Origin of the sequence: Dactylosporangium cerinum (genome assembly GCF_042653625.1) — a bacterium.
Taxonomy (GTDB): Bacteria; Actinomycetota; Actinomycetes; order Mycobacteriales; family Micromonosporaceae; genus Dactylosporangium; species Dactylosporangium cerinum.
On the sequence record NZ_JBHSIU010000001.1, the window covers coordinates 69,164 to 94,817 of the forward strand.

The window sequence follows — 25,654 nt, forward strand, 5'->3', positions numbered from 1 at the left end:
CCCGGCCGGGCCAGATCCGCTACGGAACATCGAGGAGCTGTACCGAATGTCAGAACGGGAACGCGTGTGGCTGATCACCGGCTGCTCGGCGGGGTTCGGCCGGCACCTCGCCCTCGCCGCGCTGGCGGCCGGCGACCGGGTCATGGCCACGGCTCGGCGCGCCGAGCAACTCGCCGACCTCGTTGCCGCCGGTGGTGACCGGGTGCGCGGCACCACCCTGGATGTCACCGACACCGCGACGATCGAGGAGGCGGTGGCGGCCACCATCGACGCGTTCGGGCGGATCGACGTGGTGGTCAACAATGCCGGCCACGGCTCGGTCGGGGCCGTGGAGGAACTGGCCATGCCGGACCTGCGCGCGCTGATGGAGGTCATGTTCTTCGGCGCGGTCGCGGTGACCAAGGCGGCGCTGCCGCACCTGCGCCGGCAGGGCAGCGGGGCGATCGTGCAGATCAGCTCGATGGGCGGTCAGCTCAGTATGCCTGGCTTCGGCGCATACTGCGCGGCGAAGTTCGCGCTGGAAGGGCTGTCGGAAGCGTTGGCCGCCGAGGTCGCGCCCTTCGGCATCCGCGTCCTGATCGTCGAGCCCGGCGCGTTCCGCACCGAGTTCGGCGGGCATCGCATGCACCGCTCTGAACACATCGAGGCATACCAGGTGTCGACCGGCCAGACCAGGATGGCCGTGGACAGCATGAACGGCAGCCAACCTGGTGACCCGGCCAAGGCCGCCCAGGCAATCCTGGAGGTGCTCAACAGCGACGACCCGCCGCTGCGCCTGGCCCTCGGAAACGATGCGGTCGACAGCATCCGCGGCCACCACGAGCAGCTCCGCACCGACCTGGACCGGTGGGAGAAGCTGAGCAGGTCGACCGACCTCAGCTGACAACCGGTCGAGGTGGAGTCCGCGCAATCGGAAGCGGTGGCTGGTACCGCGTGCCCACGTTGTGATCCATGGATCCTGGCAGACTGGGGAGAGTGACGCGTCCCGGCCACGCCGCCCCCGCGCTGCGGTGGCTGCGCCGACTCGGTATCACCGTGTTGGCCGGGTTCGTGCTGGTCACGGTGTTCTCGTTCGGGTACAACGCGGCCACCGCGGGTCGGGCCAGTGCCCCGGCCGGGCTGCGGTTCGTCACCGCCGACGGGATCCGCACCCGGTACCGGCAGTGGGACGGACCCGGGCCGCCGATCGTGCTCGTCCACGGCTTCGCCGAGTCCGCCGACACGTTCGACCCGCTCGGGCGGGCGCTGTCGAAGACCCGCCAGGTGTACGCGCTGGACCTCACCGGGTGGGGCTACAGCCAACGGGTCGGGCCGTACGACGCGCAGCACCAGGCGGCGCAGTTGCTGGGCTTCCTCGACGCGCTGCATCTCGGCCGGCCGGTGCTGGTCGGGCACTCGACCGGCGCGGCCGTCGTCGCCGAGGCGACGCTGCGCGACCCACGGCGGGTCGGCGGCGTGGTGTTCCTCGACGGCGACGCCCTGAACATCGGCGCCGGGTCCCGCTTCGGTGGGCTGCGATCCGGCCTTGTCGACCCGTACCGCACCACGCTGCTGCGGTTGGCCATCCACTCGGACCGGCTGATCCGCAGCATCTACTCGGCCAACTGCGGGCCATCCTGCCCGCCATTGGACGCGGCCGGGGTCCGGCAGTGGCGGCGCCCGTTCGAGGTGCCCGGCGCCGAGCGGGCCATCTGGCAGTTCACCGGCCTGGTGGGCCTGCCGGCGTCCCGGGTGGCCGAACTGGCGGACGTGCCGGTGCCCAAGGCGGTCGTGTTCGGCGCCGACGACGACGTGTTCGACCATTCGGCGCCGTACACGTCCGCGACGCGGATCGGCGCGCCGGCACCGACGGTCATCCCCGGCGCCCGCCACCTGTCGTTCATCTCGCACCCGGACGCGGTGGCAGCGGCAGTGTCCGCGCTGCCCGGGTAGGGGCGCGCCCGCGGACGTTGGTTCAGGGTCCGCGGCGATTGGCTTCCCGCGCGGCCGGAAATCCGGCGCGGCGAGCGGCTGGTGCACGACTGCGGGCGCCGAGCAGCGCACCGATCCGGGGCAGGCGGCCAGACGGGTGGCGAACTGCAGGGTGGTCAGGTCTGCATCGCGACACCTCGTTGTGAGCTCGCCGGGCGGTAGCCGGCCGAGGCGAGCTGCGCTGGTCAGTGACCGAGCGCGACCTGGACGACCTTGATGGTGACCAGGATCATCGCGACCGCGAGGTAGAGGCGAAGCGCGCCGATGCCGAGCTTGCGGCCGGCGGACATGGGGGCGCGGCCGAGTTCTGCCAGCGGCGTCATCCGCCAGTTCTCCCGGTCCTGCCGGTCGATCGGCGCCGCGACGGTCCGGCGAGTGGTGGTCAGGGCGAAGCCGAGCGCGGCCGCGGCGGCCAGGCCGCAGCCGGCGATGATGGCCAGGATCGCGGTCGTGGTGATGTCCGGGAAGAGGACCGAGGTGGTCAGGATCACCGAGAGGGTCACCAGGACCGCGACGACCAGCGCGGCGAAGGCGTTGCGCCCGCGGCCGTTGACCCATGGGCCGAGCACGTCCTTGTCGTTGCACAGCAGCAGCAGGAACATCGACGCGGACGGCAGCAGGACGCCGGCCAGGACCTGGACGCCCTGGGTGAGCAGGCCCAGCGGTGTGCCGGGCAGCAGGACCAGGGTCGCGGCGGTGCAGATCAGCAGCGCGTAGACGGCGTAGAAGGCTTTGGCCTGCTTGACCCCGCGGTGCAGGGAGTGCTTGACGCCCAGTGCGTCGCCGAGGGCGTAGGAGGTCGCCAGCGACACCGCGAACGCGCCGATGATCGAGGCGTCCAGCAGCGCGATCGCGAACAGTACCCCAGCCGCGTTGCCCGCGTGGGCGGCGATCCCGGCCGCCAGCCCGGTGGAGTCGGTGTAGGTGCCGGCCCCGGAGGTGCCGGCGAACGCCGCGGCGGCAGCTCCCATGATCGCCCCGGCGCCGATCACGACAATGAGGACGCCAAGCCACAGGTCGGCCTTCTCGTACCTCATGAACTGCGGCGTGATGCGCTTGTCGATGATGTAGGACTGCTGGAAGAACAGCTGCCAGGGGGCGACGGTCGTGCCGACGATGCCGATGATCAGCAGCATGACGGCGGAGAGCTGTCCGGCCCCGCCGGGCATCGTCGGGGTGAGGAAGCCGCGGGCCATCTGCGAGGTCGCGGGATGGGCCATGACGTAGACCGGGATCAGCAGCAGCGACCCGGCGCAGAACGTGACCGCGATGCGTTCGAACCGGCGGAAGCTGCCCGTGAACGCCGCGGCGACGATGACCGCGGCGGCCAGCAGCACGGCGGGGACCTTCGGCAGGCCCAGGTACCCGGCCGCGAGGGTGATCCCAATGAACTCGGTGACGACGGTCAGGGCGTTGAGGATGAACAGGTCGATCACCGAGAAGGCGCCCCAGAACCTCCCGAACCGTTCCAGGATCAGGCGTGCGTGCCCGACGCCGGTCACGGCGCCCAGGCGCACCACCATCTCCTGGTTGACGTACAGAACCGGGACGAGCAGCAGCAGCGTCCACAGCAGCGCGGTGCCGTAGTTCTGCCCGGCCTGACCGTAGGTGGCGAACGCGCCGGCGTCGTTGTCGCCGACCATGACGATGAGGCCCGGCCCGACGATCGCCAGCAGGGTCATCAGCTTGCGGCGCGGACCCCGGCGCGAGGTCACGTCGTCCCGGCGGATGGTGCCCAGGGCACCGCGGATGTCGCCGACACGCGCGTCGTCGCGCGCCACGGAACGCGTCGTGGTGGTCGTGGTCATGGCGGAACCCTCCCCGCCCCGCCGAGGGGCGTGCCATCACGGGAGGCGCGCAGCATGCATCCACCCAGCCGGGAGCACGGCGACGCATCGGTCACCGCAACATCCGGGTCACCGCAAATAGGGAAGGGAGGGGGCTACCGCGTGTCGGAAACGGAGCACAGGCACAGACAGATGGACGGCCTGAATCGGCCAGAATTCCTGGGTTTCATCTGGACTCGCCCCCTCCGGCCAGGGCACGCGAGCGTGCCGAACGATCGCAACGGGAGGTCCGGCATCATGTGCCGGGTGACACCCCCACTCGTCAGAGCTTTGGCACTCCACGGCGTAGCGCGAGACCGCTGAGGTCCTGCCTGCGCAGCCACCTGGCCTTTCCCCTTAGCCCGGGGAGAGGTGTCCTGATCCGGAGGGTCTCTCGACCGGCGGGATCAGTGGCCTGTGTCCGTGGAGACGCCTCACCGAACGAGGTGTCTCATGAAGAACACTTCAAAGTATGCGCCCACCCGAGCGGCGGTCCAAGGCCAGTGAGGCCTGACGAGAAGCTTGTTACTGCCTCTTGAGCTGCCGCCACCAGTGCAGATGTCTGTGCAGATGCCAAATCGGTCGCTCGTCCGGGTGAGCCAGCCGCGACGCGATACACAGCGTCGTCACGGCGCAAATGAGCAACAGCGCCATGAACACCAAAACGCCTGGGAGAACCATCCTCAGCCGCCCTTCGGGCCACCGCTTCCCCAGCAGAAATCCTATGTCGCTCAGCGGCACAACAGCCGCAGCAACAATCCCGGGGCGGCAGCGCTCCCAGCCCAGCACCAGCCCGATGCCCGATGCGCTCGGTGCTCACAGCACAGGCCTATGCGGGGCCTCGGGTCCCGTCGGACCGCGCGGCGTCCAGGGCGGCGCCGGTCTGGTCGGCGAGGGTGACGGCGACGAGGCGGGCTTGCAGAGGCACGGAGGCGCCAGGGGTGGGCTGGAGCATGAACCGTCCGTAGAATTGCCCGGCGGCCGATGCCCGCAGTTCGACCTCTTCGTCCGGGAGCTCGTCGCGGGTGGGGTGCCTGCGGGCACGTCCATGGGTGATGCTGCCGTCGCGTTCCAGGCGTGCCGGGCGACCGAGCAGCTTGCCATACTCAAACTGGCATCCCTGCAAGTGCAGCAGGTCGACCAGCTGCGTGCGCACCTGGTCGACCACAACGCGGCTCTCGGCACCGGACTGGACCAGCGCGGTGGTGCGCTCGATCTGCGCCAGGTGGTCGGCGTCGGTGATCGTGACCAGGTGCAGGCGCCGTGCCCGCGCGGCGAGCTGCGAGACCGCCAGGCCCACGACGAGCAACAGCACCGCCGTGGCGATGTCGGCGGGCGCCGTGATGGTGAACTGTCCGTAGGGTTTGGTGAGGAACAGGTCGAACCACGCTGCGGCCGACAGAGCCGCGAGCGCCCCGGCCAGCCGGTTGCCGTTGGCGGCCACCGCCACGACGACCACGACCAGGACGAGTGCCGCGTTCGCCGCCGACAGCCTGCCACGAAACGGGGTCAGTGCCACGGTGATCGCGAGCGGCGCCACAACGGCGGCGGCCAGTGCGAGCAGGTCTCTGCTGGGATTCTTGGGCATGGGACGCACCTCCTGCCTCCGGTGTGACCGTAGCGCGCGCGGCGCTCGCACCCCAGCACGCGACGGACCAGCCGGGCCCGCACCGCTCAGCGGTGCGCGGCGCTCATCACGCCGAGCGACGTGCTCGCCAAGTTGCTGAAGCACGCTCGTGGACCTGTCGGTCACCCAGGTGGCCGCGCCGGCGGGCGCCGCGGACACGCAGTGTCGGGCGCGCCCGACACAGGAGATGTCCGGCCCCCCACATCGCCAACCACTCGGATCGCAGTCCGACGAGAGCGTGTGCGTCATGTGGCGTACCCATCCGAATCGCTACGCCTGCGGCGATCTAAGGTCGAGTCCATCCAACGAACGTGATCGGCGGTAGGCGCCGGATCAGGAGGGCAGGTGCGTCGTTGTGCGGATCGCGAGTGTGAACGCCTGGGGTGGCGCGCTGTCCGACGAGCTCGTTGCGTGGCTGCCCCGCAGCGAGGCGCATGTCGTCTGCCTGCAGGAGGTGACTCGGACGCCTGGCCTGACTGGATGGACCCGCTTCGAAGACGGTGAACGCACGCTGCCGCAACGTGCTGATCTGCTCGACGATGTCCGCGTCGCGCTGCCACGCCATCAGGCGATCTTCCTCGCCAGCGACTCCGGCCCCGTGCATGACGGCACGGGCGGCCGTCATCGGCAAGACTTCGGCCTGGCGACCTTGGTCGCCGAGCACCTGCCGGTGGTCGGTGTCGACTCCGCCTTCGTGCACGGGCAGTTCGTCGACCACGTCGAGTGGACGGTCGCGGACCGTCCACGCATCGCACTGGCCGTGCGTACCGTCGACCGCGCCGCCGGCCGGTCGGTGTGGGTGGTACAGGTACACGGGCTGCGCGACCCGGCCGGCAAGGCCGACACCCCGGCCAGGCGCGGCCAAGCCGACCGACTCGCGGAACTCGTACGCCGGATCCGCAGTCCGCAGGACCTGGTGGTGGTGTGCGGAGACTTCAATCTGCTGCCCGACAGCGCGACGTTCGACGTCCTGGCCGAGATCGGCCTGACCGACCTGGTCGGCGCGGCAGACACCCGGACGTCTCGCTACCCGAAGCCGGTGCGACACGCGAGCTATCTGCTCATCTCCGACGTCGCCGCCGTCAAACGGTTCGAGATCCTGACCGAACCAGAGGTTTCCGACCACCGTGCACTGATCCTCGACATCTAACCCGCGCGGGAACCGCCCCGAACACGCGCAGACCTGCTCAACGTCGGCAAGGACCTCGGACGTCATAGGATCGGGTCGTGCGGGAGCGGATCGTCGTGATGGTCGCCTACGATCACGCGGAACTGCTCGACATCGCCTGCGTGACCACCACCTTGGGTATGGCCAACCATGTGGGTGCGCGCTGCCCGTACCGTCAGGTCGTCGTCACACCGGCGGACCGGTCCATCGAGTTGCACTCGGGGCTGACGCTGACCGGCCAGCAGTCCCTCGAACGGTTCACCGGGCCGCTGGACACCCTGATCGTCTCCGGTGGTCCGGGCCATGACGAGGCCGCCGCCGATGCTCGGCTGGTCGGTCATGTTCGTTGGCAGAGTTCTGCATGCTGCTGGACGTAGCGCTCGGCGTCGGCGTCGCGATCCTCGCGGTGTTCGGCTAGAAGATCCAGGATGGTTTGGTTGCGCGAGCGGCCGCGCTGTTGCGGGCCGGCGCCTCACCGTCGGAGGTGTTCGCGCCTGTGGCCACCGGCAACGGCGGCGGCGGCGTGTCCGGGTGGTATTCGGTAGCCACCGCAAGGTCACGGATCTTCGACGAGTCGGGGTCGGCGGTGCCCCCACGGTGGCGGGCATGCCATGGCTACAGCAAAGTCGTCAGCAACGTATCTGGCCCAGCGGTCTCGATGCCCCATTCGAGCTCCTCGCGCACGCCTTCGACCGTGTCGTCGTGGCCCAGCACCTCGGCAACATCGTTGCCGAGTTCCAACTGCTCGAGCATGTCGTACGCCTCGCCCAGCGTCGAGGCACCCATCTCGCGCGCCCAGCGCAAGGTATTCCGGGCCCCCGTCGAAGGGGCGAACTCCTCATCCCATGGACTGCTCACCGGCTACATCTAACCATTGGCGTACCGCGCGATCGCGGCATCCGGATCCGCTGCGATCTACGCGGTCCTCCGCCGATTGGCGTGGCCGTAGACCCGCCGCAGCAACGAGTCGACGTCGACGTACGCCTGCTTCGCCGCGCCGGGGAGCAGCGGCGTGGCCGTGGCGAGGGCGCCCAGCAGGCCCCGGGCAGCGGCCTCCAGCTTGCAGGGCGTGGCCCCAGGTGAAGAACCGCAGGAACGACCCCAGCGTCGAGGGCGCGTACATCCCGCCGAACAGCGTGGACATGCCGCCGTGCCGCAGCACGTTCAGGTCTCAGACACGCCCTTGACCATCCACAGAACCGCTAACTGAACGGCGTTGCCCCTAGAACACGGTTACGAGGAGCCAACTCAGGGCCGCGGTGAAGACGATCGCACCGATGAGGTACGCGGCGATCTTGAGCCGGAGCCGGCGGTCGTCCAAGCGCTCCCGGGTCCGCTCGACGACGGTGCCGATGAGCTTGAGGTCGTCGACGAACCGTGTACCAGACTGTGCTGACCGGCGCTGCCCGGCCACGGAGTCCGCGGCAGGAGAAGGCGACGCCGTGGGCGTACCTGGAGCCGTTGACGGCACGTCGGCCTCAGCGGGCGGCGTGGCGGCAGGCGGTGTTGCGGATGCCGTCGTCGGCTCGGGCGATGGCCAGGACGCGGACGGAGCGGGTTCAGGCGAAGGCGCCGCGCGAACGCCGGTGAAGGTGGCCGGTGGCGTCGCAGCGAGGTCGGCCATGTAGAGGGCGCCTTCGGCGACGACGAGTTGCGGCTCCTCGAGCACGGTGGGCGCTACACCGGATGTACGGTGCAGCAGCGTGGCGACCAGCGGCGTGCGAGTACCGCCCCCGACGAGGAACCAGCCGACGACCTCGTCGGGCCGCACTCTGGCCTGCTTCAACGTGTCGAGTGCGAGGTCGACGGTCCGTTGGAGGACCGGTTGGGCCGCAGCCTCGAATTGCTGCCGGGTCATCAGGACCTCCTGGTCGGCGGCCGCGATGAACATGCTGGCGGAGGATTCCCGCGACAGCGCTTCGCGCAGGTGCCGGGCATCGGTCCACATCATCGTGACGTGCCGCAGGTCGGCCGCGCCCTGAGGCGTGGACAGCCGTTGCCAGACATCCGGCGCCGCCGGGGCGATGACCGATCGGGCGTGGGCGACCACGAGCGCGTCGAGGTCGACGCCGCCGACGTCGTCCAGACCGCGACAGGACAGTTCGCGGAATCCGTCCTCGGTACGCTGCACGACGCTGGCGTCGAACGTACCCGCACCCAGGTCGTATACGACCACGCATTGCCCGGGCCGCATCCGGTGCCCGAGCACGGAGGCGAAGTAGGTGGCCGCGGCGACCGGCTCCGCGACCAGCGTCGGCCTCGGCAGCCCGGCAGCCATTGCGGCATCGATGAGCACCTGTCGGCGGGCGGTTCCCCAGGTCGCCGGATAGGTCATCGTGACGTCTGGAACCGTGCCACCGCGAGTCCGTGCGGCCTCCGCACGCACCCTCGTCAGCACTGCGGCGACGAGTTCCGTGACGGCGTAGGCGCGCTCACCCAGCAGCACGTCCAGATCGTCGATGCGCCGCTTCGGGTGTGGCTCGAACCTGGCCGGATCAAGCCGGGCGGAGCGCTCGGCATCGCGGCCGACCACGAGACGACCGTCGTCGGTGATGAACACGGCCGACGGCAACAGCGGCGAAGAATCGAACAGCAGCGGCCGGAACTTGCCGTCTGGATGGCGTAACACCGCCACCGTGTTGGAGGTCCCGTAGTCAATTCCAAGCGATGCGTCCAACACGAACATCAGAATAGAGATCAACGCGCGGGTCGTTGCATCAGACGATTGGCCGTCGGGGCGGCAACGATTGACCGATGGAGAGCGTCGTGTAGCGGCTCGGCGACCCGGACGCGGTCCTGGATCGCCTCGACCACTCAGGACACTAGGGCAGCTTCGCGAGAATCAGCTTCACGTATTCGACCAGCACGCGGTCGACATAGAAGGCAAGGGCAGCGCCCTTTTGGCCGGCGAAGTTCACGTCCTTCGTCACGCCGCCCGACAGCGTGAAGTCGACCCCGCCCTTCCGGCACTTGTACGCCGCAGACGTGCGGTGACACATGTCGGCGCCCGGCAGGGCCACCTCCGTGCCGTAGTCGTCATAGTTCTGCTTGACGTAGAACTCCGAGCCGACGAAGTCGAGCGTCACATGGACGTTCGCGTGCTCGGGCTCGCCGTTGCCGGGCAGGTCGAACTCGATCTGGCACGATGCCTCTGGAACCTCAAAGGAGTTGGTCCCAAGGGCACTCTTGAATTTCTGTCCTGCCGGCTGCCGCTTGACGGCAGTGGCCTGAGACAGCACCGCGTGCAGCTCGTCGTCGCTGATGAGGCTGCACGCGCGAGGCCACTGCGAACCCGGCACCACGCCGCTGCTCGCAGGCTCGTCGATGACCACCCGCGTCGGGTTCTGCGGTGCCGCACCCACACGAACCTCGGGCCCAGGGCGCTCGATCCACCAGGTAATGCCGCCGCAACACGCAACGAGCGTCAACACCACGCTCACGATGAAGACGACCCGACCGATCGACCGTTGGGAGCGCTCCCCTGTATCTGCCACGGCCGCACACCTTACGACCGTTGATGCACTGTCGCGATCCGCATACCGCCAGGTGGACGAACGGCCGCTGCCTGACCTGTCCCGACTCCGATATAGGTCCGAACCGATCTCGGGTAGCGTCGCCTGACGCCCTTGGAGATCGGGGCTTGAAACGGATCGGGACGTCGAGGGCCGGTGATTGATCGATGGGGATGAGCTTCACGGTGATCGCGGTTGCCGGGACGGGCCAGGAGCACTCGCCCGGCGGTTCACCCAGAGCTTCCACGCCGACAACCCGGGCCGCTTCAACACCGTCGGCGGGGTCACCCCTTCCGGCGGCACCGCGGGGTGAGCGGACCGCGCACCTGCCGGCGAGCGAGCCATCGCGCGCCACGGTCCGCAGCCGTCCCGGGACCCGGGCCGGACGGTGCCAGGATGCGATCGGGTGACAGGCAGTATGGCTGCTGGCCGAAACGCGGTGAGCGCTCACCGGCCCCGGTGACAGTGGCGCCATGCGGAGAACGCTCGCTGTCCTGCTCTGCCTCGTGCTGGCCGTCCCGGCGACGGACGTGCCCATCCACCCCCATCCGCATCCGGCCCGTCCCGCTGGCGCCGGCGGCCCCGGCAAGCCCGCCACGTCGGATCGGCCGTCCGTGGGCTTGCTCGCCGCCCCGGCCCGGCCGGCCAACCTCAGCGTCGTCGCCGCCGGCGACCTGTTCGTCCAGCCCGCCCTGAGCCAACAGGCCGCCGACGACGCCCGTTCAGCCGGCCGGACCGGCCACGACTTCACCCAGATCCTCGCTGCGGTCACCCCGACCGTCCGGCAGGCGGACCTCGCGATCTGCCACATCGAGCAGCCGCTGGCCCCGCCCGAGGGCCCGTTCACCGGCTACCCGATCTTCAGCGCACCGCCGCAGCTCGCCGACGCGGCGGCCGACAGCGGCTTCGACACCTGCTCGACCGCCTCGAACCACACCCTCGACTACGGCGAGGCCGGCGTGCGGCGCACCCTGGACAACCTCGACCGGGTGCGGCTGCGGCACACCGGGTCCGCCCGCACGGCGGAGGAGGCCGCCACCCCCGACGTCGTCAACGTGCGGGGCGTGAAGATCGCCCAGCTGTCGTACACCTTCAGCTTCAACGGCCTGCACCGGCCGACCGGCAAGCCGTGGATGGCCAACCTCATCGACGTCGGCCAGATCCTCGGCGAGGCCCGCGCGGCCCGGCAGGCCGGCGCCGAGATCGTCATCCTGTCGCTGCACTGGGGCACGGAGTACCAGAACCAGCCCGACCGCGGCCAGCTCGGCCTCGCCCGGGAGCTGCTGGCCAGCCCCGACATCGACCTGATCATCGGCATGCACGTGCACGTCGTGCAGCCGTTCGAGAAGATCGGCGACAAGTGGGTCGCTTACGGCCTGGGCAACCTGCTGGTCCGGTTCGCGGACGGGTCGAAGGAGAACACCCAGGACTCGGTCGTGCCCCGCTTCACGTTCACCGAGGTCGCGCCCGGCCGGTGGCGGGTCACCGACGTCACCGTGCGGGCGTTCTTCATGCGGTACTACCCGCAGCCCCGGCTCGTCGACGTCGCCGCTGCGGGCGACGCCTACGGCGGCGTGTACCGGCGCATCGCCGGCTACGTGGACCTGCGCGGCGCCGTGGCCGACGGCCTGCGGATGGTCCAGTGAGCGGTCCGGAGCGCAGCGGAGGGGCCGCGAACCCGCCCACCCGGCGTGGCGAAGCCCGGCCAACGCGCGCCCTCCCGCGATGCTCAGCATGATCGAGCGAGCCGGCGGTGCGAAGGCTACCGCCGGTCAGCGCCTGGCAGCGGCAACATGAACCCGCGATCCTCTGCCTCGGCCGTCCACGCGGCGCTGGGCTCGAGCATCCCGGCCAGCCGGTCCACCTCCGGCAGCAGGCGTACCGCGAGGATGATCTCGCCGAAGCCCACACCGGCGGCGGCGACGACCAGCCCGGTCGCCGGTGCGACGGCGACCGCCATCGCGGCGATCAAGGAGCAGACGGCCCGCACCCACAGGCAGCCACGGGCGAGGCTGGGGAACTGCGCCGCGACCCCGGCGTCGGCGGCTGCCGCGACGCCGAAGGCCAAGCTGGTCATCGCGACCGCGACAGCCGATTCGTACGCCGGCTGCTGGATCACGATCACGCCGGCCACCGCCAGCAGCGCGGCGCCGGACTGCAGGATGTGGGATCCGCCGTACCGGGCCAGCAGCAGCTGCCCGCCGCCGAACCTGCCGAACGCGACGAACAGCAGCCATGTGCCCACGGCGGCGGCGCCGAACGCCCGCACCGACGACGGCCAGAGCGTTGCCAACACCGCGAGCAACAGGCTGAGCAGACCGAAGCTCGTCACCGCCCACCAACCGAGCACTCCGTTCAGACGGCCGGCATGACTGCCCGTGGCGCGCAGGCCCGTCATCGTGTCGAGCCCGGCCGCGCGCAGCCGGGCTCGGACCCGGTGGGCATCGACGGCAATTGAGGGATGCATGGGCCGCCTCCTTCGAACGGGGCCGGCAATCTGGTACCCGCCGCACCGGCCGATCGAACGGACGGCTTCGCCTCGCGTTCGGTACCGACCCGACCATCGTCACCGGTGGCAGGTGGTGCCGGCCATCGGTCCGGGGTTATGCCACCCGATCGAGGTCCGATCAGCCCGGACAGGGGTCAGGCCGAGCCCGTCCCACACCGCAGCCGGGCCCACCGCCACGACACCGCCGTGTTCGGCCCACGCCGCCGGACCTCGGCCTCCCCCACCACGAGTCCGATCCCAAGGCCACATGGCCCAATGCTGCGGTCGCACCCAAACCTATTCATGAAACACGCCGTAGCGACCTGCTGTCGCTGTCGGGACGGACATGCGGCGGACGACGACGCCGAGGAGGTGGCGTTCCTCGGCGTATCCGAAGTGCCGGGAATCGGTGCTGATCGGGCTGTCGCCGAGCAGGACGAGCCTGCCGGGCGGCACTGCCGGCTCCGGTACGTCGGCGAGCGGCGGGACCCGGTCGCGTGGCACCGGGTCGCCGGGCACGGCAACCGCCCGTTTGATGATGTGATGGATCGTGTGCGGGCCGGGCGTGTACCGCATGACGACGACGTCCCCGGTGCGGACGCGCCCCAGGGTAGTGCGGCGCACGAGCACCCGGTCGCCGTCGGTGAAGGTGGGCAGCATGCTCCCGCCGTCGACGGTGACGACCACGAAACGCCTGCCGGCCCAGATCGCGGCCGCCGTCAGGCCGAGCAGCACAGCAATCGCTACGAAGATCATGAGGTGTACCCGTTCGCCTGCATCTTGAAGAGCCGGGCGTAGACGCCACCCGCCTCGATCAGCTCGTCGTGCCCGCCCAGTTCGGTGATCACGCCCTCGTCGAGGACGGCGATCCGGTCGGCCTCGCGCACCGCGTTGAGCCGGTGGGAGATCAGCAGGCTGGTGCGGTCGGCGCGGTGTTTGAGCATGCGTTCGTGCACGTCGTGCTCGGCCTCCGGGTCCAGGCCGGAGCTGGGTTCGTCGAGGATCATCAGGTCGCACGCGTCGCGGAGGAAGGCGCGGGCCAGGGCGACCCGCTGCCACTGACCGCCCGAGAGCATGACGCCGGTGTCAGGCCCGTCCATGCCCTGCCCGGCCGCGAACATCCGGGTGAGCATGGTGCCGTAGCCGCCGGGGAGGGCGGTGAGCTTGTCGTGGGCACCGGCACGGACCGCGGCCGCGCTGATCCTGTCCAGGTCGTCCAGCGCGGTCAGATCACCCACGGCGATGTTGTCGGCGGCAGTGAAGTCGTAGGCCATGTGGTCCTGGAAGACCGCGCCGATCCGCTCGCGCAGCCGGACCGGGTCGACGTCCCGCAGATCGGTGCCGTCCCAGAGGATCGTGCCCCTGGTCGGGTCGTACAGGCGGCAGAGCAGCTTGACCACGGTGGACTTGCCCGCGCCGTTGAGCCCGACCAGCGCCACGGCCGCGCCGTGCGGGATGGTGAGATCGACCCCGCGCAGGATCCACGGATGGTCGTCGCTGTATCGGAACCACACGTCGCGAAGCTCGATCGAGCCCCGCAGACCCTGCAGCGCGACGGGTTCGGTGGCCACCGTGAGGTCCGGTGCGCTGTGGACGATCTCGGTGAAGTGGCCGAACATCAACAGCCGCTGGTGGGTACCCGCCGCGTCCCGGATCAGTCCGCCCAGCGCCGACCGTACTGCGGCCACCGCGATGATGAACATCGACACATCGCCGATCGTCAGCTGATTGCGGCGGGCCGCCAGCAGCGCCCACACGAGGGCGCCGCCGGTGACGAGGGCACCGAGGACCTCCAGCCCGGCACGCGTCAGCAGGTCCTTGCGATCCATCCGCCGCTCGGCGGCGTCGGCGGTGCCGCGCTCCCCCAGCATCCGCCCCAGCAGGAACGACCCGAGGTTGAAGAGCCGGATCTCCTTGGCGGCCTCGACGGTGCTGAGCAGCTGCCCGTAGAAGAACTCGCGGCGCTGGTGCGGCGCGATCTGCCACATCACGCCCGCGCGGTTGCGCGACAGCCCGAACTCGGCCCAGAGCGACGGGATCGCGGCGACCGCGACGACGACGGTCACCACGGGGCTGATCACGGTGAGCGCGGCGAGGAACCCGATGAGGCTCACCGCGCCGCGGCCGAGCCCGAACACCCCGGTCACGAGGTTGCCAGCGGCGCTGACACCTTGCTGGGCGAGGCGCAGGCGGTCGAGGAAGGACGGGTTCTCGAACGGCGCGAGGCCCACGAACCGGTCGGTCGCGGTGAAGAGCCGCTTCGACGCGCCGAGGCTCACCCGGCGGCCCAGATCGTTGCTCAGAAACCTTCCGAGCTGCGGCACCAGCGCGACCACCACGCCGGTGGCCGCGAGTGCGGCGGCGAGCGCCGCGATCGGCTCGTCACCGACGAGCCGATCGAGGATGGACTTCGTCAGCCACGCCACCGTGACGGGTGCGACCGCTTCGACGAGGGTGGTCAGTCCATAGAGGACGGTCAGAGCGGGAGCGGTACGCCAGACAAGGCCTCCCGCCTCGGCGGCGCTGCGTCTCATCGCATCGACGGCTTCGGCAGCACCGTCATCTCGGTGCCGCTGCTGACGACCTTTCCCTCACCGTCCAGCACGTACAGCGCGGGATAGGTCCGGGACTTGAAGGCCTCGGAGATCTGGCCCTCGAACCCTTCGGTGACGACGCGCGCGACCGGCGTGAGCTGGCCGACGTAGTCACCGGCCTGGCGGGTGTCGCCGACGACGACCGCCATGACCTGCGCCCGCCCGCCCGGCAGGGTGGCGGCGTAGTCGGAGAAGGCGGGAATCATCGCGCCGCAGGGCTTGCAGCCCGGCGAGAAGAAGGCGACGACGCTCATGGCCGGGAGCATCTCGCGGGAGATCGGCTCGCCGTCGGTGGTCGTGGCGGCGAAGTCGGCGACCTGGGTGCCCTCTTCGAGCAGCTGCATCGGGCCGCCGCCCACGACGCGCTGGGTGGTGCTGGCGAGGAGCTCGGTGTGCTCGCGGAGGCGGCGGATGACGCCCACGGTGAGCAGGAGATCGATCACGCACAATGCGCCCACGATCACCACGGCGGCGGTTAGAAGACCCATCGGAAACTCCTCGGGCAGGTTGGCATCAGGCCCGGTGACGGTATTCAGCGCGGATACATTGCGGATACTTGTCCGCCACATCCCGGCGGTTTCGCGATATACGGCTCGTATCGCCGGAATGTGCCGGTCCTCCCTAGCGTGACCTGGACGAAAGGAGGGCCAAATGGTCAAGACCATGAACGCTGTCAGCGACCGGCTGCTGAGCATCGTTGCCCCGAAGGCAAAGGCTCAGGCGGTATGTTTCGCGGGCGGCCACGGCTGCAACTACTGCGGCGCCGGCGCGTACCAGTACTGGTGGCGTATCTACTGCGAGGGTCAGGGCGTGACCACGTACTACAACCCGTGCGGTAGCTGCTAAAGAGTGATCGATGCCGGCCGTGCCTGTTGCACATCGAACAGGCACGGCCGGTGCCAGTTCTGGTCGGCATCACGTCGTGGCGTGACAGCTCCGCCACTGACAGAACCCGGTCGACGGCGACGCGGCCGCGGGCCGGTGGGCGCCGGGATGTATCGGGATTGTGCATGGTGTGTGCCGGGCGCTCGTAGCGTGCGGGGCATGGGGTATGTGGCGTTCGGTGCCCAGGTGCTGCTCTGCGTGACCTTCGCGGTCGCGGCGGTGGCGAAGCTGCGTGACCTGGCCGGGTTCTGGGAGTCCCTGGACCGGCTGCTGCCGCTTGCGCACACGTTGCCGGCGGGCACCAGGATGACGGCGGCTGCAGCGGTACCGGTGGCCGAGTTGACGATCGCGGTGCTGCTCGTCGTTCCGGGCGCGGCGACCATCGGTACCGTGGCCGCCCTGGTGATGACGGTCGGCTTCACCGCCGTGGTCGGGCTGGCCCTGCGACGCGGGGACCGGGCGCCGTGCCGGTGCTTCGGGGCGTCGGAGCGGCGGCTGGGACCGCAGCACCTCGTGCGCAACGTCCTGCTCACGGTGTTCGCGGCGCTGGGCCTCGCGGGCGGCGTGACCGAGCCCGCTGGTCTCGTCGTCGCCGGGTTCGCGGGTGTCGTCGGGGCACTGCTGGTGGTGTGGGCCGACGACATCGCGGGACTGTTCGGCCCCGGCCCGGCGTATCGCCGATGATGCTCCGCGGTATGCGGTGACCGTGTTCCGGCCCGCCGGGTGCGCCGGCGTCCTCCTCGTCTTCCCGGATCTCCCAGGTCATCGGCGTGATGGCGCGCCCGCCCGGATGAAGGACCGTGAGTCTGCGCGCTGTTTCCGGTAGGTGGCAGGGTCTTTACAATCGCTCGCTATTTTGCGAACTTTGCAGCAGATATTGAACGATGTCGTGCAAGTCCATGACGACCATCTGTCTGTATACGGGGAGCGTTCGTGAAATTTCAGCTGCTCGGACCGGTTACAGTGCGATGCGGCGCGGAGTCCCTGCCGCTCGGACCCGGCAAACAACGGGCGCTGCTGGTGGCGTTGCTGCTCGACCGGGGCCATGTCGTGCCGATGGAACGGCTCCTCGAGGTGCTGTGGGACGGCGAACCGCCCAACTCGGCCGTCTCCAACATCCGCACGTACGCCTCCCGGCTGCGCGGCACGATCATCGACGGGTGGCGGCGCCCCCGGGTGCACGGCCGGACCCCCGGATACCTGATCGAGGTCGACGACGACGAGCTGGACACGGCCGTCTTCGCGAACCTGGCCGGCGCCGGCCACGCCGCACTCGCCGACGGCAAGGCCGACCGGGCAGCGACGTACTTCCGGGACGCGCTGGACCTGTGGCACGGCGCGGCGGGTGAGGACGTGCCGCGCTCCAGGTACCTCGACCGGCGGCTGTCCGCGCTGGACGAGCAGCGCCTCGTGGTCGTCGAAGAGTGGATCAACGCGCGGCAGCAGACGCACGGCGACGCGGACCTGATCGCCGACCTGCGCCAGCTGACCGAGAGCCACCCGTTGCGGGAACGGCTCTGGGGGCATCTGGTGCTGGCGCTGTACCGGGTCGGTGACGTCGGCGCCGCCCTGACCGCGTTCCAGCGCGCCCGTACCGTGCTGATCGAGGATCTCGGCGTCGAACCCGGGCCGGACCTGGTCCAGCTGCACCAGGCCGTGCTGGCCCGGGACCCGGCGCTGGGCGGGCCGGTCGCCCACCCGCGGGCGCTGCGACGGCCGGCCGGCGCGCCACGGCCCGTGGTCACCATCTGGACGCCGCGGGAACTGCCGGTCACGGCACCGACGCTGATCGGGCGGGACCGGGAGGTCGCCTCCGTCGTCGCCACCGTCGCGTCGCGCTGCGGCGAGGGCGCGGTGCCGGCCGGGAAGCCGTCAGAGATGCGGACGGGGATGCGGGCGGGGATGCCGGCCGGCGTGCCGGCGGGGATGCCGACCGTCGTGGCGATCCACGGGCCGAGCGGCGCCGGCGCGTCGGCGGTCGCGATCCGGGCCGCGACGGAGCTGATCCCGGTGTTCCCCGACGGTCAGCTGTACGCCGACCTGCGCACGGCGGGCGCGGCACAGGTGCTCGGCTGGTTCCTGCGGGCCCTGGGCACCCCGGCGGGCCAGGTGCCCAGCGACGTCGAGGAGGCGGCGGCCCGGTTCCGTTCCGCGTCGGCGGACCGGCGATTACTCGTCCTGCTGGACAACGCCACCGACGAGGCACAGGTGCGGCCGCTGCTCAGTGCGACGAGCGGCAGCGCCGCCATCGTCACCAGCGCACGGAAGCTCGCGGCGCTGGACGCGACCGCGCACGTCGAGGTGGCGCCGCTGGGCGACGACGACGCGATCCGTCTGCTGGCCACGATCTCGGGCACGGGCATCCGCTCGGCATCCAACCCTTCGCTGCAGACGCTCGTCGAGCTGTGCGGTGGCCTGCCGCTCGCGCTGCGCATCGTGGCGGCCCGGCTGGCCAGCGCCCCCGACGTGCCCCTCGACCGGATCGCCGCGGAGCTCGTCACCGAGCGCCACCGCTTCCGCGCGCTGTCCTGCGGTGACCTGCGCATCTCGTACCGGCCCGCGGCCTGACACCGGTGGCGCCACGTCGCTGCCCAGTCGAAGAGCTTGCCGATCTGATCGCGGAAAGTCAGCGCCGACAGCACCCCGAACAGTGCGATCGACCAGACGAGCGCGACGAGGCCCACACCCCGGACCCGGATCGGCGCGGGCAGGATCCTGCGATTGATCAGGGTCAGCAGGCCGGAGTACAGGAACATCATGAAACCGCCGACGACGGCCGCGATGACCAGCAGCAGGATCGGCTCTCTTGGCATGTCGTGACCGATCCTCGCAGCGGCCTTTCACCCTGCACGTGCAGGCTTGCGTCGTAGCATCCGATTGTTGCGGTCATTTGGCCTAACTATTGCAGCGATGTGTCGGCAGGTGGAAGTATGACCGGCCAGGTAGATGAGAGGAGTGTCCATATGTCAATCTCACGTCGGAAGTTCGTCGCCTCGGTCGCGTCCGGCACCGCCCTCGCCGCGGTCTCCACCGGCGAGCTGGTCTCCGCGTGGACGTCGGCGGCGTTCGCGGCGAGCCCGCCCGGTGACGTGGTTGGCAAGATCAGTGTTGGTTACCAGGGCTGGTTCGCCTGCCCGGGTGATGGCGCACCGATCAACGCGTGGTGGCACTGGAGCCAGAACAACAACACGCCGCCGTCGCCGTCCAACACGACGATCGTGTCGTGGCCGGACATGCGAGAGTTCACCAAGGGCTACACGACCGCGTACGCCAACCTCGGCAACGGTCAGCCCGCCCAGCTGTTCTCCTCCTACGACCAGCAAACCGTCGACACACACTTCAAGTGGATGCGTGACTACGGCTGCGACACGGCCGCGCTGCAGCGGTTCAACCCGTTCGGCGGCGAAGGCCCGACCCGCGACGCCATGGCAGCAAAGGTCCGTTCCGCAGCGGAGGCCTACGGACGCAAGTTCTACATCATGTATGACGTCACCGACTGGACCAACATGCAGTCGGAGATCAAGACCGACTGGACCAACAAGATGTCGGCGTACACGTCCTCACCCGCGTACGCGCGCCAGAACGGCAAGCCAGTCGTTTGCATCTGGGGCTTCGGGTTCAGCGAACCCTCCCGCCCGTTCACACCCGCCCCCTGCCTAGACGTTGTGAACTGGTTCAAGGCACAGGGCTGCTATGTCATCGGCGGAGTACCGACATGGTGGCGGGCCGGCATCAACGACTCACGGCCAGGCTTCCTGGACGTCTACCACGCGTTCCACGCGATCTCGCCGTGGATGGTGACCCGAGCGAACAACGTCGGGGAACTGGACTCGTATTACAACAACGTCAACGTCGGTGACCAGGCCGACTGCAATGCCCGCGGCATCGACTACCTGCCCTGCGTCATGCCCGGCACCCTGTCCGTCGGCGCTCGCGCCCACGGCGATTTCTACTGGCGGCACATCTACAACATGACCCGCCTCGGCGCGCAAGGCCTCTACGTGTCGATGTTCGACGAGTTCAACGAGGGGAACCAGATCGCCAAGACCGCCGAGAACGCATCCATGCAGCCGACGAACTTCGGCTACCCCGCGCTGGACGCCGACGGCGTGGCCTGCTCCTCGGACTACTACCTGCGCATCACCAACGACGGCGGGCGCATGTTCAAGGGCCTGACCCCGCTGACCGCCACCCGCCCGACCCAACCCAACGGCGGAACGACACCACCCCCGACCGGGAACCTCGCGCTGTTCAAGCCGACGCAGGCAAGCAGCCAAAACCAGACGTTCACGTCGGCCAACGCCACCGATGGCTCTCAGGACAGCTACTGGGAGTCGGCGAACAACGCCTTCCCGCAATGGGTGCAGGTCGATCTCGGGTCGGTGGTCGCGGTGAACAAGGCGGTGCTGAAACTGCCGGCATCATGGGGCTCACGCACGCAGACGCTGGCGGTGCAGACGAGCGTCGACGGCGGCGGGTTCACCACCGTGGTGAACTCCGGTGGCGTCGGCTTCAACTCGGGCAGCGCCAACACGGCCACCCTCAACTTCGCCCAGGCCAACGCCCGCTACGTCCGGGTCACCTTCACCGCCAACACCGGCTGGCCCGCCGGGCAGCTGTCGGAGCTGGAAGTCTATGGCCCGGCGACCGGCGGCGACACCCAGCCGCCAGCTGCGCCCGCCAACCTCACCTCGACCGGGAAGACCTCCAGCAGCGTCTCGCTGTCCTGGACGGCCTCCACCGACAACGTCGGTGTCACCGGCTACCAGGTACGCCAGGGCAGTGCCGTCGTCGGGACGACCGCCGCCACGTCGTTCAACGTCACCGGTCTGAACCCGTCAACGTCGTATACCTTCACCGTCACCGCCCAGGACGCGGCAGGCAACACCTCTGCCGCCTCGAACGGCGTCACCGTCACGACCGACCCGGCGCCCAACACCAACCTGGCCCGCGGGAAGTCCACATCGGAGAGCAGCCACACGCAGGCCTACGGCTCCGGCAACGCCGTGGACGGCAACCAGGACACCTACTGGGAGTCTGCGAACAACGCCTTCCCGCAGTGGTTGCAGGTCGACCTCGGCTCGGCGACCTCGATCGGGCGGATCGTGCTGAAATTGCCGGCGTCGTGGGGTGCGCGTACCCAGACACTCTCGGTGACGGGCAGCACGGACGGCGCAAGCTTCACCACGCTCAAAGCGTCCGCCGGCTACACCTTCAGCCCGAGCGCCAACACCACCAGCATCACGTTCACCGCCACCGCCACCCGCTACGTCCGGCTCAACTTCACCGCCAACACCGCCTGGCCCGCCAGCCAGGTCTCCGAGTTCGAGGTGTACGCCTCCTGACGCCGGCGAGCGGCCATCGACCAACACACGGACTGCGCACCCGGCAGGTCCAGGCCATTCGTCCTGGACCTGCCGGTGTGCCGGCCCAAGGCACTCGCCGGCGAGGCCGCCCGGCCCTTCAGCCGGGCGCCGTTCCCGCCCTTGCTTCGGAAGCTCGACCTACGAACCTCATCCAAGTTCAGATGCACCGACGATCTTCTTGTGTGCTGCCACAGCCAGGCGCAGGCGCAGCAGGTCAAGGAACAGCTCACCGCATGGCTGACACCGAGGGGCCATTCTTTCAACGAGGACAAGACGACCATCGTCGCCCTCGAACGCGGCTTCGACTTCCTGGGTTCAACGTCCGCCGTTATCAACGCGGCGAGCTGCTGATCAAGCCGAGCAAGACGGCGGTCAGGCGGATCCGGGAACGACTCGCGACGGAGGTCCGCGCACTGCGCGGCGCCAAACGCGATGGCGGTCATCGGCCGGCTGGACCGTGGTCGAGACCACGGCCCGCCACTGGCGGATCACCGTGGCCGCCCTGCCGGCCCCCAGGACCGTGGCGTTGCGGATCGGCAACCTCCGGGCCTGGCCGTCACACCGCTGAACACCTCGCGGTGGCCGCGCTCATCGCGGCGCTCCGACGGCCCCGTCCGGGGGGGTTGACCCGACCCGCCATCATGATCGACGTGCCGGGTCCGATCTTCTCTGCCGACGGCTACCTCGCCCTGTTCGGCGGCCTGGACGCCGGCCTGCCCGCGCTCGCCGCCGACCCGCTGCTGGCCGGCGTCGACGACCGGGCGCCGCTGCGCCGGCTGGCCACGGACCTGGCCGCCGCCGGCCGCCAGCCGGAATTACGCGCGCTGCTGCTCACGTCGGCCGAGACGGATGCCGGCCCGGTCAACGTCTGGTTCCGAGCCCACGAGACGCACGGGTCGGCTGACGGTTTCCTCGCCGACGTGGCGCTGGCCCGTCGGCACGCCGCCCACCTGGCCGACGAGGTGTTGTTCGGCCTGGTCGCGGCGAGCGTGCGCAGCCGGCGCGGGCGCGTCTCGGGCGACCTGGTCCGGCTGCTCGTCGCCGACGGCCTCTGGACCCCGGAGCAGGCGCTGGCCCGCGTCCGCGCCCCCGGGGGTGACCGGATGCTGCGGGCCGTCGAACTCCTCACGATCCTGCCGCCGTCCTGGCACGAGGAGCTCGTCGCGGACGCGATCGCCGCGCTGCGGGAAGGCTGCGACGGGTACTGGCACATCGACGCCGCCGTCGACCTGCTGCCCCACGTGCCGGCCGGCCGGCGGGCGGACGTCGTCACCGCGGCCCTGGACTCGACGCTGGGACTGACGGACGAGGAAAGCCGGACGCGGGCGCTCGGCCGGCTCGTCGCGCACCTGGCACCGGAGCAGGTCGAGCGGGCGCTCGACGCCGTCGACGCCATGGCGGAGGACGACGTGGATCGATTCGACGGGTGGATGGCGCTGCTGCCGTACCTGCCGGCCGGCCGGCGCCCCGGGATCGTTGAGCGGGGCCTGGCCGCCGCCGTCACCTTCCACGACCCCTACCACCTCTGCACGGGCCTGGCCGCGCTCGCGCCGTACCTGTCCGCAGAGCAGTTCCAGCGGGCCCTCGCCGCCGCGGCCGACACGCCGCTGCCGCACCGGACGGCGGAGGTGCTGGGGGCGTTGGCATCACACCTTCCCGCCGATCGGGTGGCCCCGGTGCTCGAGTACGCGCTGTGGCTCCCGCTGGAGGACGCGCGGGCGTCTCTACTGGCCGCGCTCGCCCCGCGGCTTCCGGCGCGCCTGCTCCCGCACGCCCTCGCCGGCGCCAAGGCGCTCACCGGACCGGACCCGCGGGCCCGGGCGCTCACCGCGCTGCTGCCGCACCTGCCCGAGGCGGTCCGCGGCGCCACCCGGCGCCGGGCACTCGACGCCGCCCTTGCCGTCGAGCGGCCGCACCGGCGGGCCGAGGCCGTCGCTGCCCTGGCCGGACACCTGGCGCACGCGCAGCTCGACCGCGCGCTGGCGGCCGTGCTGTCGATCGGCAACCCGTCCGAGCGCGGCCCGGCGCTGCTGGCGCTCGTGCCGCACCTGCCCGAGGACCAGCTCGGCCGCGCGCTGGATGCAGTGCCGGCCCTGCCGGAAGCCTCGGCGCGTATCGAGGCGTGGGTCGCGGTCGCCCGGCGTATGCAGGCCGGGCGCCGCCGGTCGGTCCTCGTCCTGGCCGTGGCGGCGGCGGACGCCATCCGGGACGACGCGTGGCGGGCCCGGGCGCTCACCGGGCTGGCCGCCGCGCTCCCTCCGGGGGCGGCCCGTGTGGCCGCGCTGGACGCGGCCCTCGACACGATCGGCACGATCAGCCTGGAGCAGGGCCGGTACATGGCGTCGGCGCCGAACCGCGCGAATGCCCGGGCCTCGGCGCTGACCCGGCTGGCCCCGCACGCCTCCGGCGATCAGCTCGGCCGGGCGGTGGCGGTCGCCGCCGCCCTCGACGCCCGCTGGGCGCGGACGTCGGGCCTGACCGGTCTGCTGCCGCACCTGCCCGCCGGGTCACGGGCCGCCGTGCGGGCGGGTGCCCTCGACGATGCCGTCGCTCACTTCGAGCACGACCACAGCGGCAGAAGCCTGGCCGGGCTGGCGCCGCACCTGCCGGCCTGCCTGCTGCGGCACGCCCTGGCCTTGGTGTCCGCCGCTCCGGGGTACCGCGACGCGTGGGGTCAGGCCCTGCGCGGACTCGCCCCGCACCTGCCGGCCGGGCTGCGCCGCCGCGAGCTGCTCGCCGCCGTCATGGCGACGCCGCATCAGGAGGGGCTGGTGCGAACGGTCGTCGCGGTGGCCCGGTTCCTGCCCGGCGACGCCCGTGCCGTCGCCGTCGCCCGGGCGCTCGACCTGCTCGTCGAGCCGGGCGGACAGTACTGGCGCGGCTGGGGCTTCGCCGGCCTCGCACGGTACCTTTCGCCCGAACAGCTCGACCGCGCGACCGGCGCCGCCCTCGCCACCACGAGCGAGAGGGCCCGCGCGCGGGCGATCGCCGGGCTGGCGCCGTACCTGCCCGCCGCCCGGCGCCACCAGGTGATCGCCGCCGCGGCCGCCGTCGTCGACCCGCCGGACCGGGCACTGGCGCTTACCGCGCTCGCTGCCCACCCATCGGCCGATGCAGTGCCCCGGGCCGTTCGCGGCGGCCGGCCGGACTCGGGCGCCGCCCAGGACGAACGGGCCGCGGTGCTCGCACAGGCGTGGCGGGCCGCCTGCCTAATCGGCGACCCGCAACGGCGGTCCCAGGCACTGGCCCGGCTCGTGCCGTACCTGCCGGACGGCGAACGCGCCGGCGCCGTCGCCGCGGCGCTCGACGCCGCCCGGGACATCCAGGACGAGTACGACCGTGGGCGCGCGCTGCGCCGGCTCGGCCCGCTCCTGCCGACTGAGCTGCATGACCCGGCGCTGGCCGTGGCGCAGTCCATCACGTCCAGCCACGCCCGCGGCACGGCCGTCGCTCGGCTCGCCGCACATCTGCCACCCGCATTGCTCCCGCGCTGCGCGGCCTTGGCGCCGGACGCGGACACGATGGCCGCGGTCGCCCGGGCGACCCGCTCTACCCCAGGTTCGGCGACCATCGCGGCGTGGGTCGGTGTGCTCCGCGCCGCCCTCGACGCGCCGGACCGCGAGATCGCGCTCGCCGCCCTCGCCGAGCTCGCGCCGGTCGTCGTCTCCGGTGCCACCAGCCACGACCCGTTCATCGCGGCGGTCCTCCAAACAGCTGCGTGGTGGCGCTGATCGGACCGAGGCGCAGCCGACCGACCGATGAGCAGGACGCTGGCGGTGTTGCGGGACAGCCACACCGCCGCGTCCGGCCACTGGTAGTGCCCGGTGATGAGCCACACGCCAGTGGTGCCGAGCCCGGCACCGAACGCGGTGCTCGTCGCAGCCGCCCCGAGCAGGATCCACAGGTCACGGAGACGGGCTGCCGCGACGAGCCGAGGGCCGGGGTCGACGCCGTACGGCTCGACGTGCAGTCCTCGCTCGGCTGCCCACCAATGCACCGATTCCATGAGCAGGCCGTTGGCGCATCCGAGGTCGAGGAACGTGCCGTCGCGGTCGATACCGTCGACGATCATTACTCGGCTGGCACGCCACTGTTCGGCGGTGCCGCCGAATCCGGACCCAGCTTCCGGCGTGGTCGCCCGTAGGTAGGCGGGTTCCAGCAGGCGGAGGGTGTCGGCGTAGTGGTCGCTGTCGTCGAGGCAAGCTCATGGGCGGCGA

At 70.7% G+C, this 25,654-nt stretch carries 20 protein-coding genes, 1 pseudogene and 1 riboswitch; of the genes and pseudogenes, 11 read left to right on the forward strand and 10 right to left on the reverse strand.

Annotation, left to right across the window (positions count from 1 at the left end; translation table 11 throughout):
* Positions 1-46 precede the first annotated feature (46 nt).
* Together ACFPIJ_RS00305 and ACFPIJ_RS00310 are read left to right on the forward strand one after the other, a co-directional pair.
* Positions 47-883: an oxidoreductase gene (locus tag ACFPIJ_RS00305; protein WP_380112463.1), complete on the forward strand. Its 837-nt coding sequence runs from the start codon at positions 47-49 to the stop codon at positions 881-883.
* Between the two features lie 92 nt (positions 884-975).
* Entirely contained in the window at positions 976-1,932 is a 957-nt protein-coding gene (locus ACFPIJ_RS00310; RefSeq protein WP_380112464.1) for an alpha/beta fold hydrolase, read from the forward strand.
* Between the two features lie 224 nt (positions 1,933-2,156).
* Here ACFPIJ_RS00310 and ACFPIJ_RS00315 read toward each other — a convergent pair whose 3' ends face one another.
* Both ACFPIJ_RS00315 and ACFPIJ_RS00320 read right to left on the reverse strand, forming a co-directional pair.
* A complete protein-coding gene (locus ACFPIJ_RS00315; RefSeq protein WP_380112465.1) occupies positions 2,157-3,779 on the reverse strand; it encodes an NRAMP family divalent metal transporter in 1,623 nt (540 codons plus the stop codon).
* 285 nt (positions 3,780-4,064) lie between these two features.
* Positions 4,065-4,250: riboswitch (M-box (ykoK) riboswitch) on the reverse strand.
* A gap of 376 nt (positions 4,251-4,626) precedes the next feature.
* Positions 4,627-5,385 carry a DUF4118 domain-containing protein gene (locus tag ACFPIJ_RS00320; RefSeq protein ID WP_380112466.1) on the reverse strand — a complete coding sequence of 253 codons (759 nt, stop codon included), beginning with the start codon at positions 5,383-5,385 and terminating at the stop codon, positions 4,627-4,629.
* 394 nt (positions 5,386-5,779) lie between these two features.
* Here ACFPIJ_RS00320 and ACFPIJ_RS00325 point away from each other — a divergent pair, with 394 nt between their 5' ends.
* Entirely contained in the window at positions 5,780-6,574 is a 795-nt protein-coding gene (locus ACFPIJ_RS00325) for an endonuclease/exonuclease/phosphatase family protein (protein ID WP_380112467.1), read from the forward strand.
* Between the two features lie 77 nt (positions 6,575-6,651).
* Complete coding sequence (locus tag ACFPIJ_RS00330) at positions 6,652-6,969, forward strand: type 1 glutamine amidotransferase family protein (RefSeq protein WP_380112468.1); 318 nt, start codon at positions 6,652-6,654, stop codon at positions 6,967-6,969.
* 238 nt (positions 6,970-7,207) lie between these two features.
* Here the strand turns inward: ACFPIJ_RS00330 and ACFPIJ_RS00335 are convergent, their stop codons facing one another.
* The 4 genes and pseudogenes from ACFPIJ_RS00335 to ACFPIJ_RS00350 all read right to left on the reverse strand — a co-directional run bounded on the left by ACFPIJ_RS00335 (position 7,208) and on the right by ACFPIJ_RS00350 (position 10,032).
* Complete coding sequence (locus ACFPIJ_RS00335) at positions 7,208-7,450, reverse strand: hypothetical protein (protein ID WP_380112469.1); 243 nt, start codon at positions 7,448-7,450, stop codon at positions 7,208-7,210.
* Between the two features lie 72 nt (positions 7,451-7,522).
* A pseudogene (locus ACFPIJ_RS00340) lies at positions 7,523-7,763 on the reverse strand (IS1380 family transposase); the annotation flags it as partial.
* A 51-nt stretch (positions 7,764-7,814) separates the two neighbouring features.
* A complete protein-coding gene (locus ACFPIJ_RS00345) occupies positions 7,815-9,272 on the reverse strand; it encodes an Hsp70 family protein (RefSeq protein WP_380112470.1) in 1,458 nt (485 codons plus the stop codon).
* Positions 9,273-9,414: 142 nt separating this feature from the next.
* On the reverse strand, positions 9,415-10,032 hold the full coding sequence (locus ACFPIJ_RS00350; RefSeq protein ID WP_380112471.1) for a hypothetical protein: 618 nt from the start codon (positions 10,030-10,032) through the stop codon (positions 9,415-9,417).
* A 545-nt stretch (positions 10,033-10,577) separates the two neighbouring features.
* Here ACFPIJ_RS00350 and ACFPIJ_RS00355 point away from each other — a divergent pair.
* Positions 10,578-11,750 (forward strand): CapA family protein, encoded by a 1,173-nt coding sequence (locus tag ACFPIJ_RS00355; RefSeq protein ID WP_380112472.1) that lies wholly within the window; start codon positions 10,578-10,580, stop codon positions 11,748-11,750.
* Between the two features lie 116 nt (positions 11,751-11,866).
* Here the strand turns inward: ACFPIJ_RS00355 and ACFPIJ_RS00360 are convergent, their stop codons facing one another.
* The 4 genes from ACFPIJ_RS00360 to ACFPIJ_RS00375 all read right to left on the reverse strand — a co-directional run bounded on the left by ACFPIJ_RS00360 (position 11,867) and on the right by ACFPIJ_RS00375 (position 15,674).
* Positions 11,867-12,571, reverse strand: coding sequence for a hypothetical protein (locus ACFPIJ_RS00360; RefSeq protein WP_380112473.1), 705 nt, complete (start codon positions 12,569-12,571; stop codon positions 11,867-11,869).
* A gap of 318 nt (positions 12,572-12,889) precedes the next feature.
* Positions 12,890-13,348, reverse strand: coding sequence for a signal peptidase I (lepB, locus tag ACFPIJ_RS00365; RefSeq protein ID WP_380112474.1), 459 nt, complete (start codon positions 13,346-13,348; stop codon positions 12,890-12,892).
* Positions 13,345-15,126: an ABC transporter ATP-binding protein gene (locus ACFPIJ_RS00370; protein WP_380112475.1), complete on the reverse strand. Its 1,782-nt coding sequence runs from the start codon at positions 15,124-15,126 to the stop codon at positions 13,345-13,347. The genes lepB and ACFPIJ_RS00370 overlap by 4 nt, the downstream gene beginning before the upstream one ends.
* Entirely contained in the window at positions 15,123-15,674 is a 552-nt protein-coding gene (locus ACFPIJ_RS00375) for a TlpA family protein disulfide reductase (protein WP_380112477.1), read from the reverse strand. Before ACFPIJ_RS00375 ends, ACFPIJ_RS00370 begins: the two co-directional genes overlap by 4 nt.
* Before the next feature lie 163 nt (positions 15,675-15,837).
* Here ACFPIJ_RS00375 and ACFPIJ_RS00380 point away from each other — a divergent pair, with 163 nt between their 5' ends.
* From ACFPIJ_RS00380 to ACFPIJ_RS00405, 6 genes are all read left to right on the forward strand, one after another.
* Entirely contained in the window at positions 15,838-16,032 is a 195-nt protein-coding gene (locus tag ACFPIJ_RS00380) for a hypothetical protein (RefSeq protein WP_380112478.1), read from the forward strand.
* Positions 16,033-16,230: 198 nt separating this feature from the next.
* Positions 16,231-16,755, forward strand: a complete 525-nt coding sequence (locus ACFPIJ_RS00385; protein WP_380112479.1) for a MauE/DoxX family redox-associated membrane protein — start codon at positions 16,231-16,233, stop codon at positions 16,753-16,755.
* Positions 16,756-17,004: 249 nt separating this feature from the next.
* Positions 17,005-18,639 carry an AfsR/SARP family transcriptional regulator gene (locus ACFPIJ_RS00390; RefSeq protein WP_380112480.1) on the forward strand — a complete coding sequence of 545 codons (1,635 nt, stop codon included), beginning with the start codon at positions 17,005-17,007 and terminating at the stop codon, positions 18,637-18,639.
* Between the two features lie 395 nt (positions 18,640-19,034).
* Complete coding sequence (locus tag ACFPIJ_RS00395; protein ID WP_380112482.1) at positions 19,035-21,416, forward strand: galactose-binding domain-containing protein; 2,382 nt, start codon at positions 19,035-19,037, stop codon at positions 21,414-21,416.
* Positions 21,417-21,491: 75 nt separating this feature from the next.
* Positions 21,492-21,788, forward strand: coding sequence for a hypothetical protein (locus tag ACFPIJ_RS00400; protein ID WP_380112483.1), 297 nt, complete (start codon positions 21,492-21,494; stop codon positions 21,786-21,788).
* A 299-nt stretch (positions 21,789-22,087) separates the two neighbouring features.
* Positions 22,088-25,168 (forward strand): hypothetical protein, encoded by a 3,081-nt coding sequence (locus tag ACFPIJ_RS00405; protein ID WP_380112484.1) that lies wholly within the window; start codon positions 22,088-22,090, stop codon positions 25,166-25,168.
* Positions 25,169-25,654: the final 486 nt, after the last annotated feature.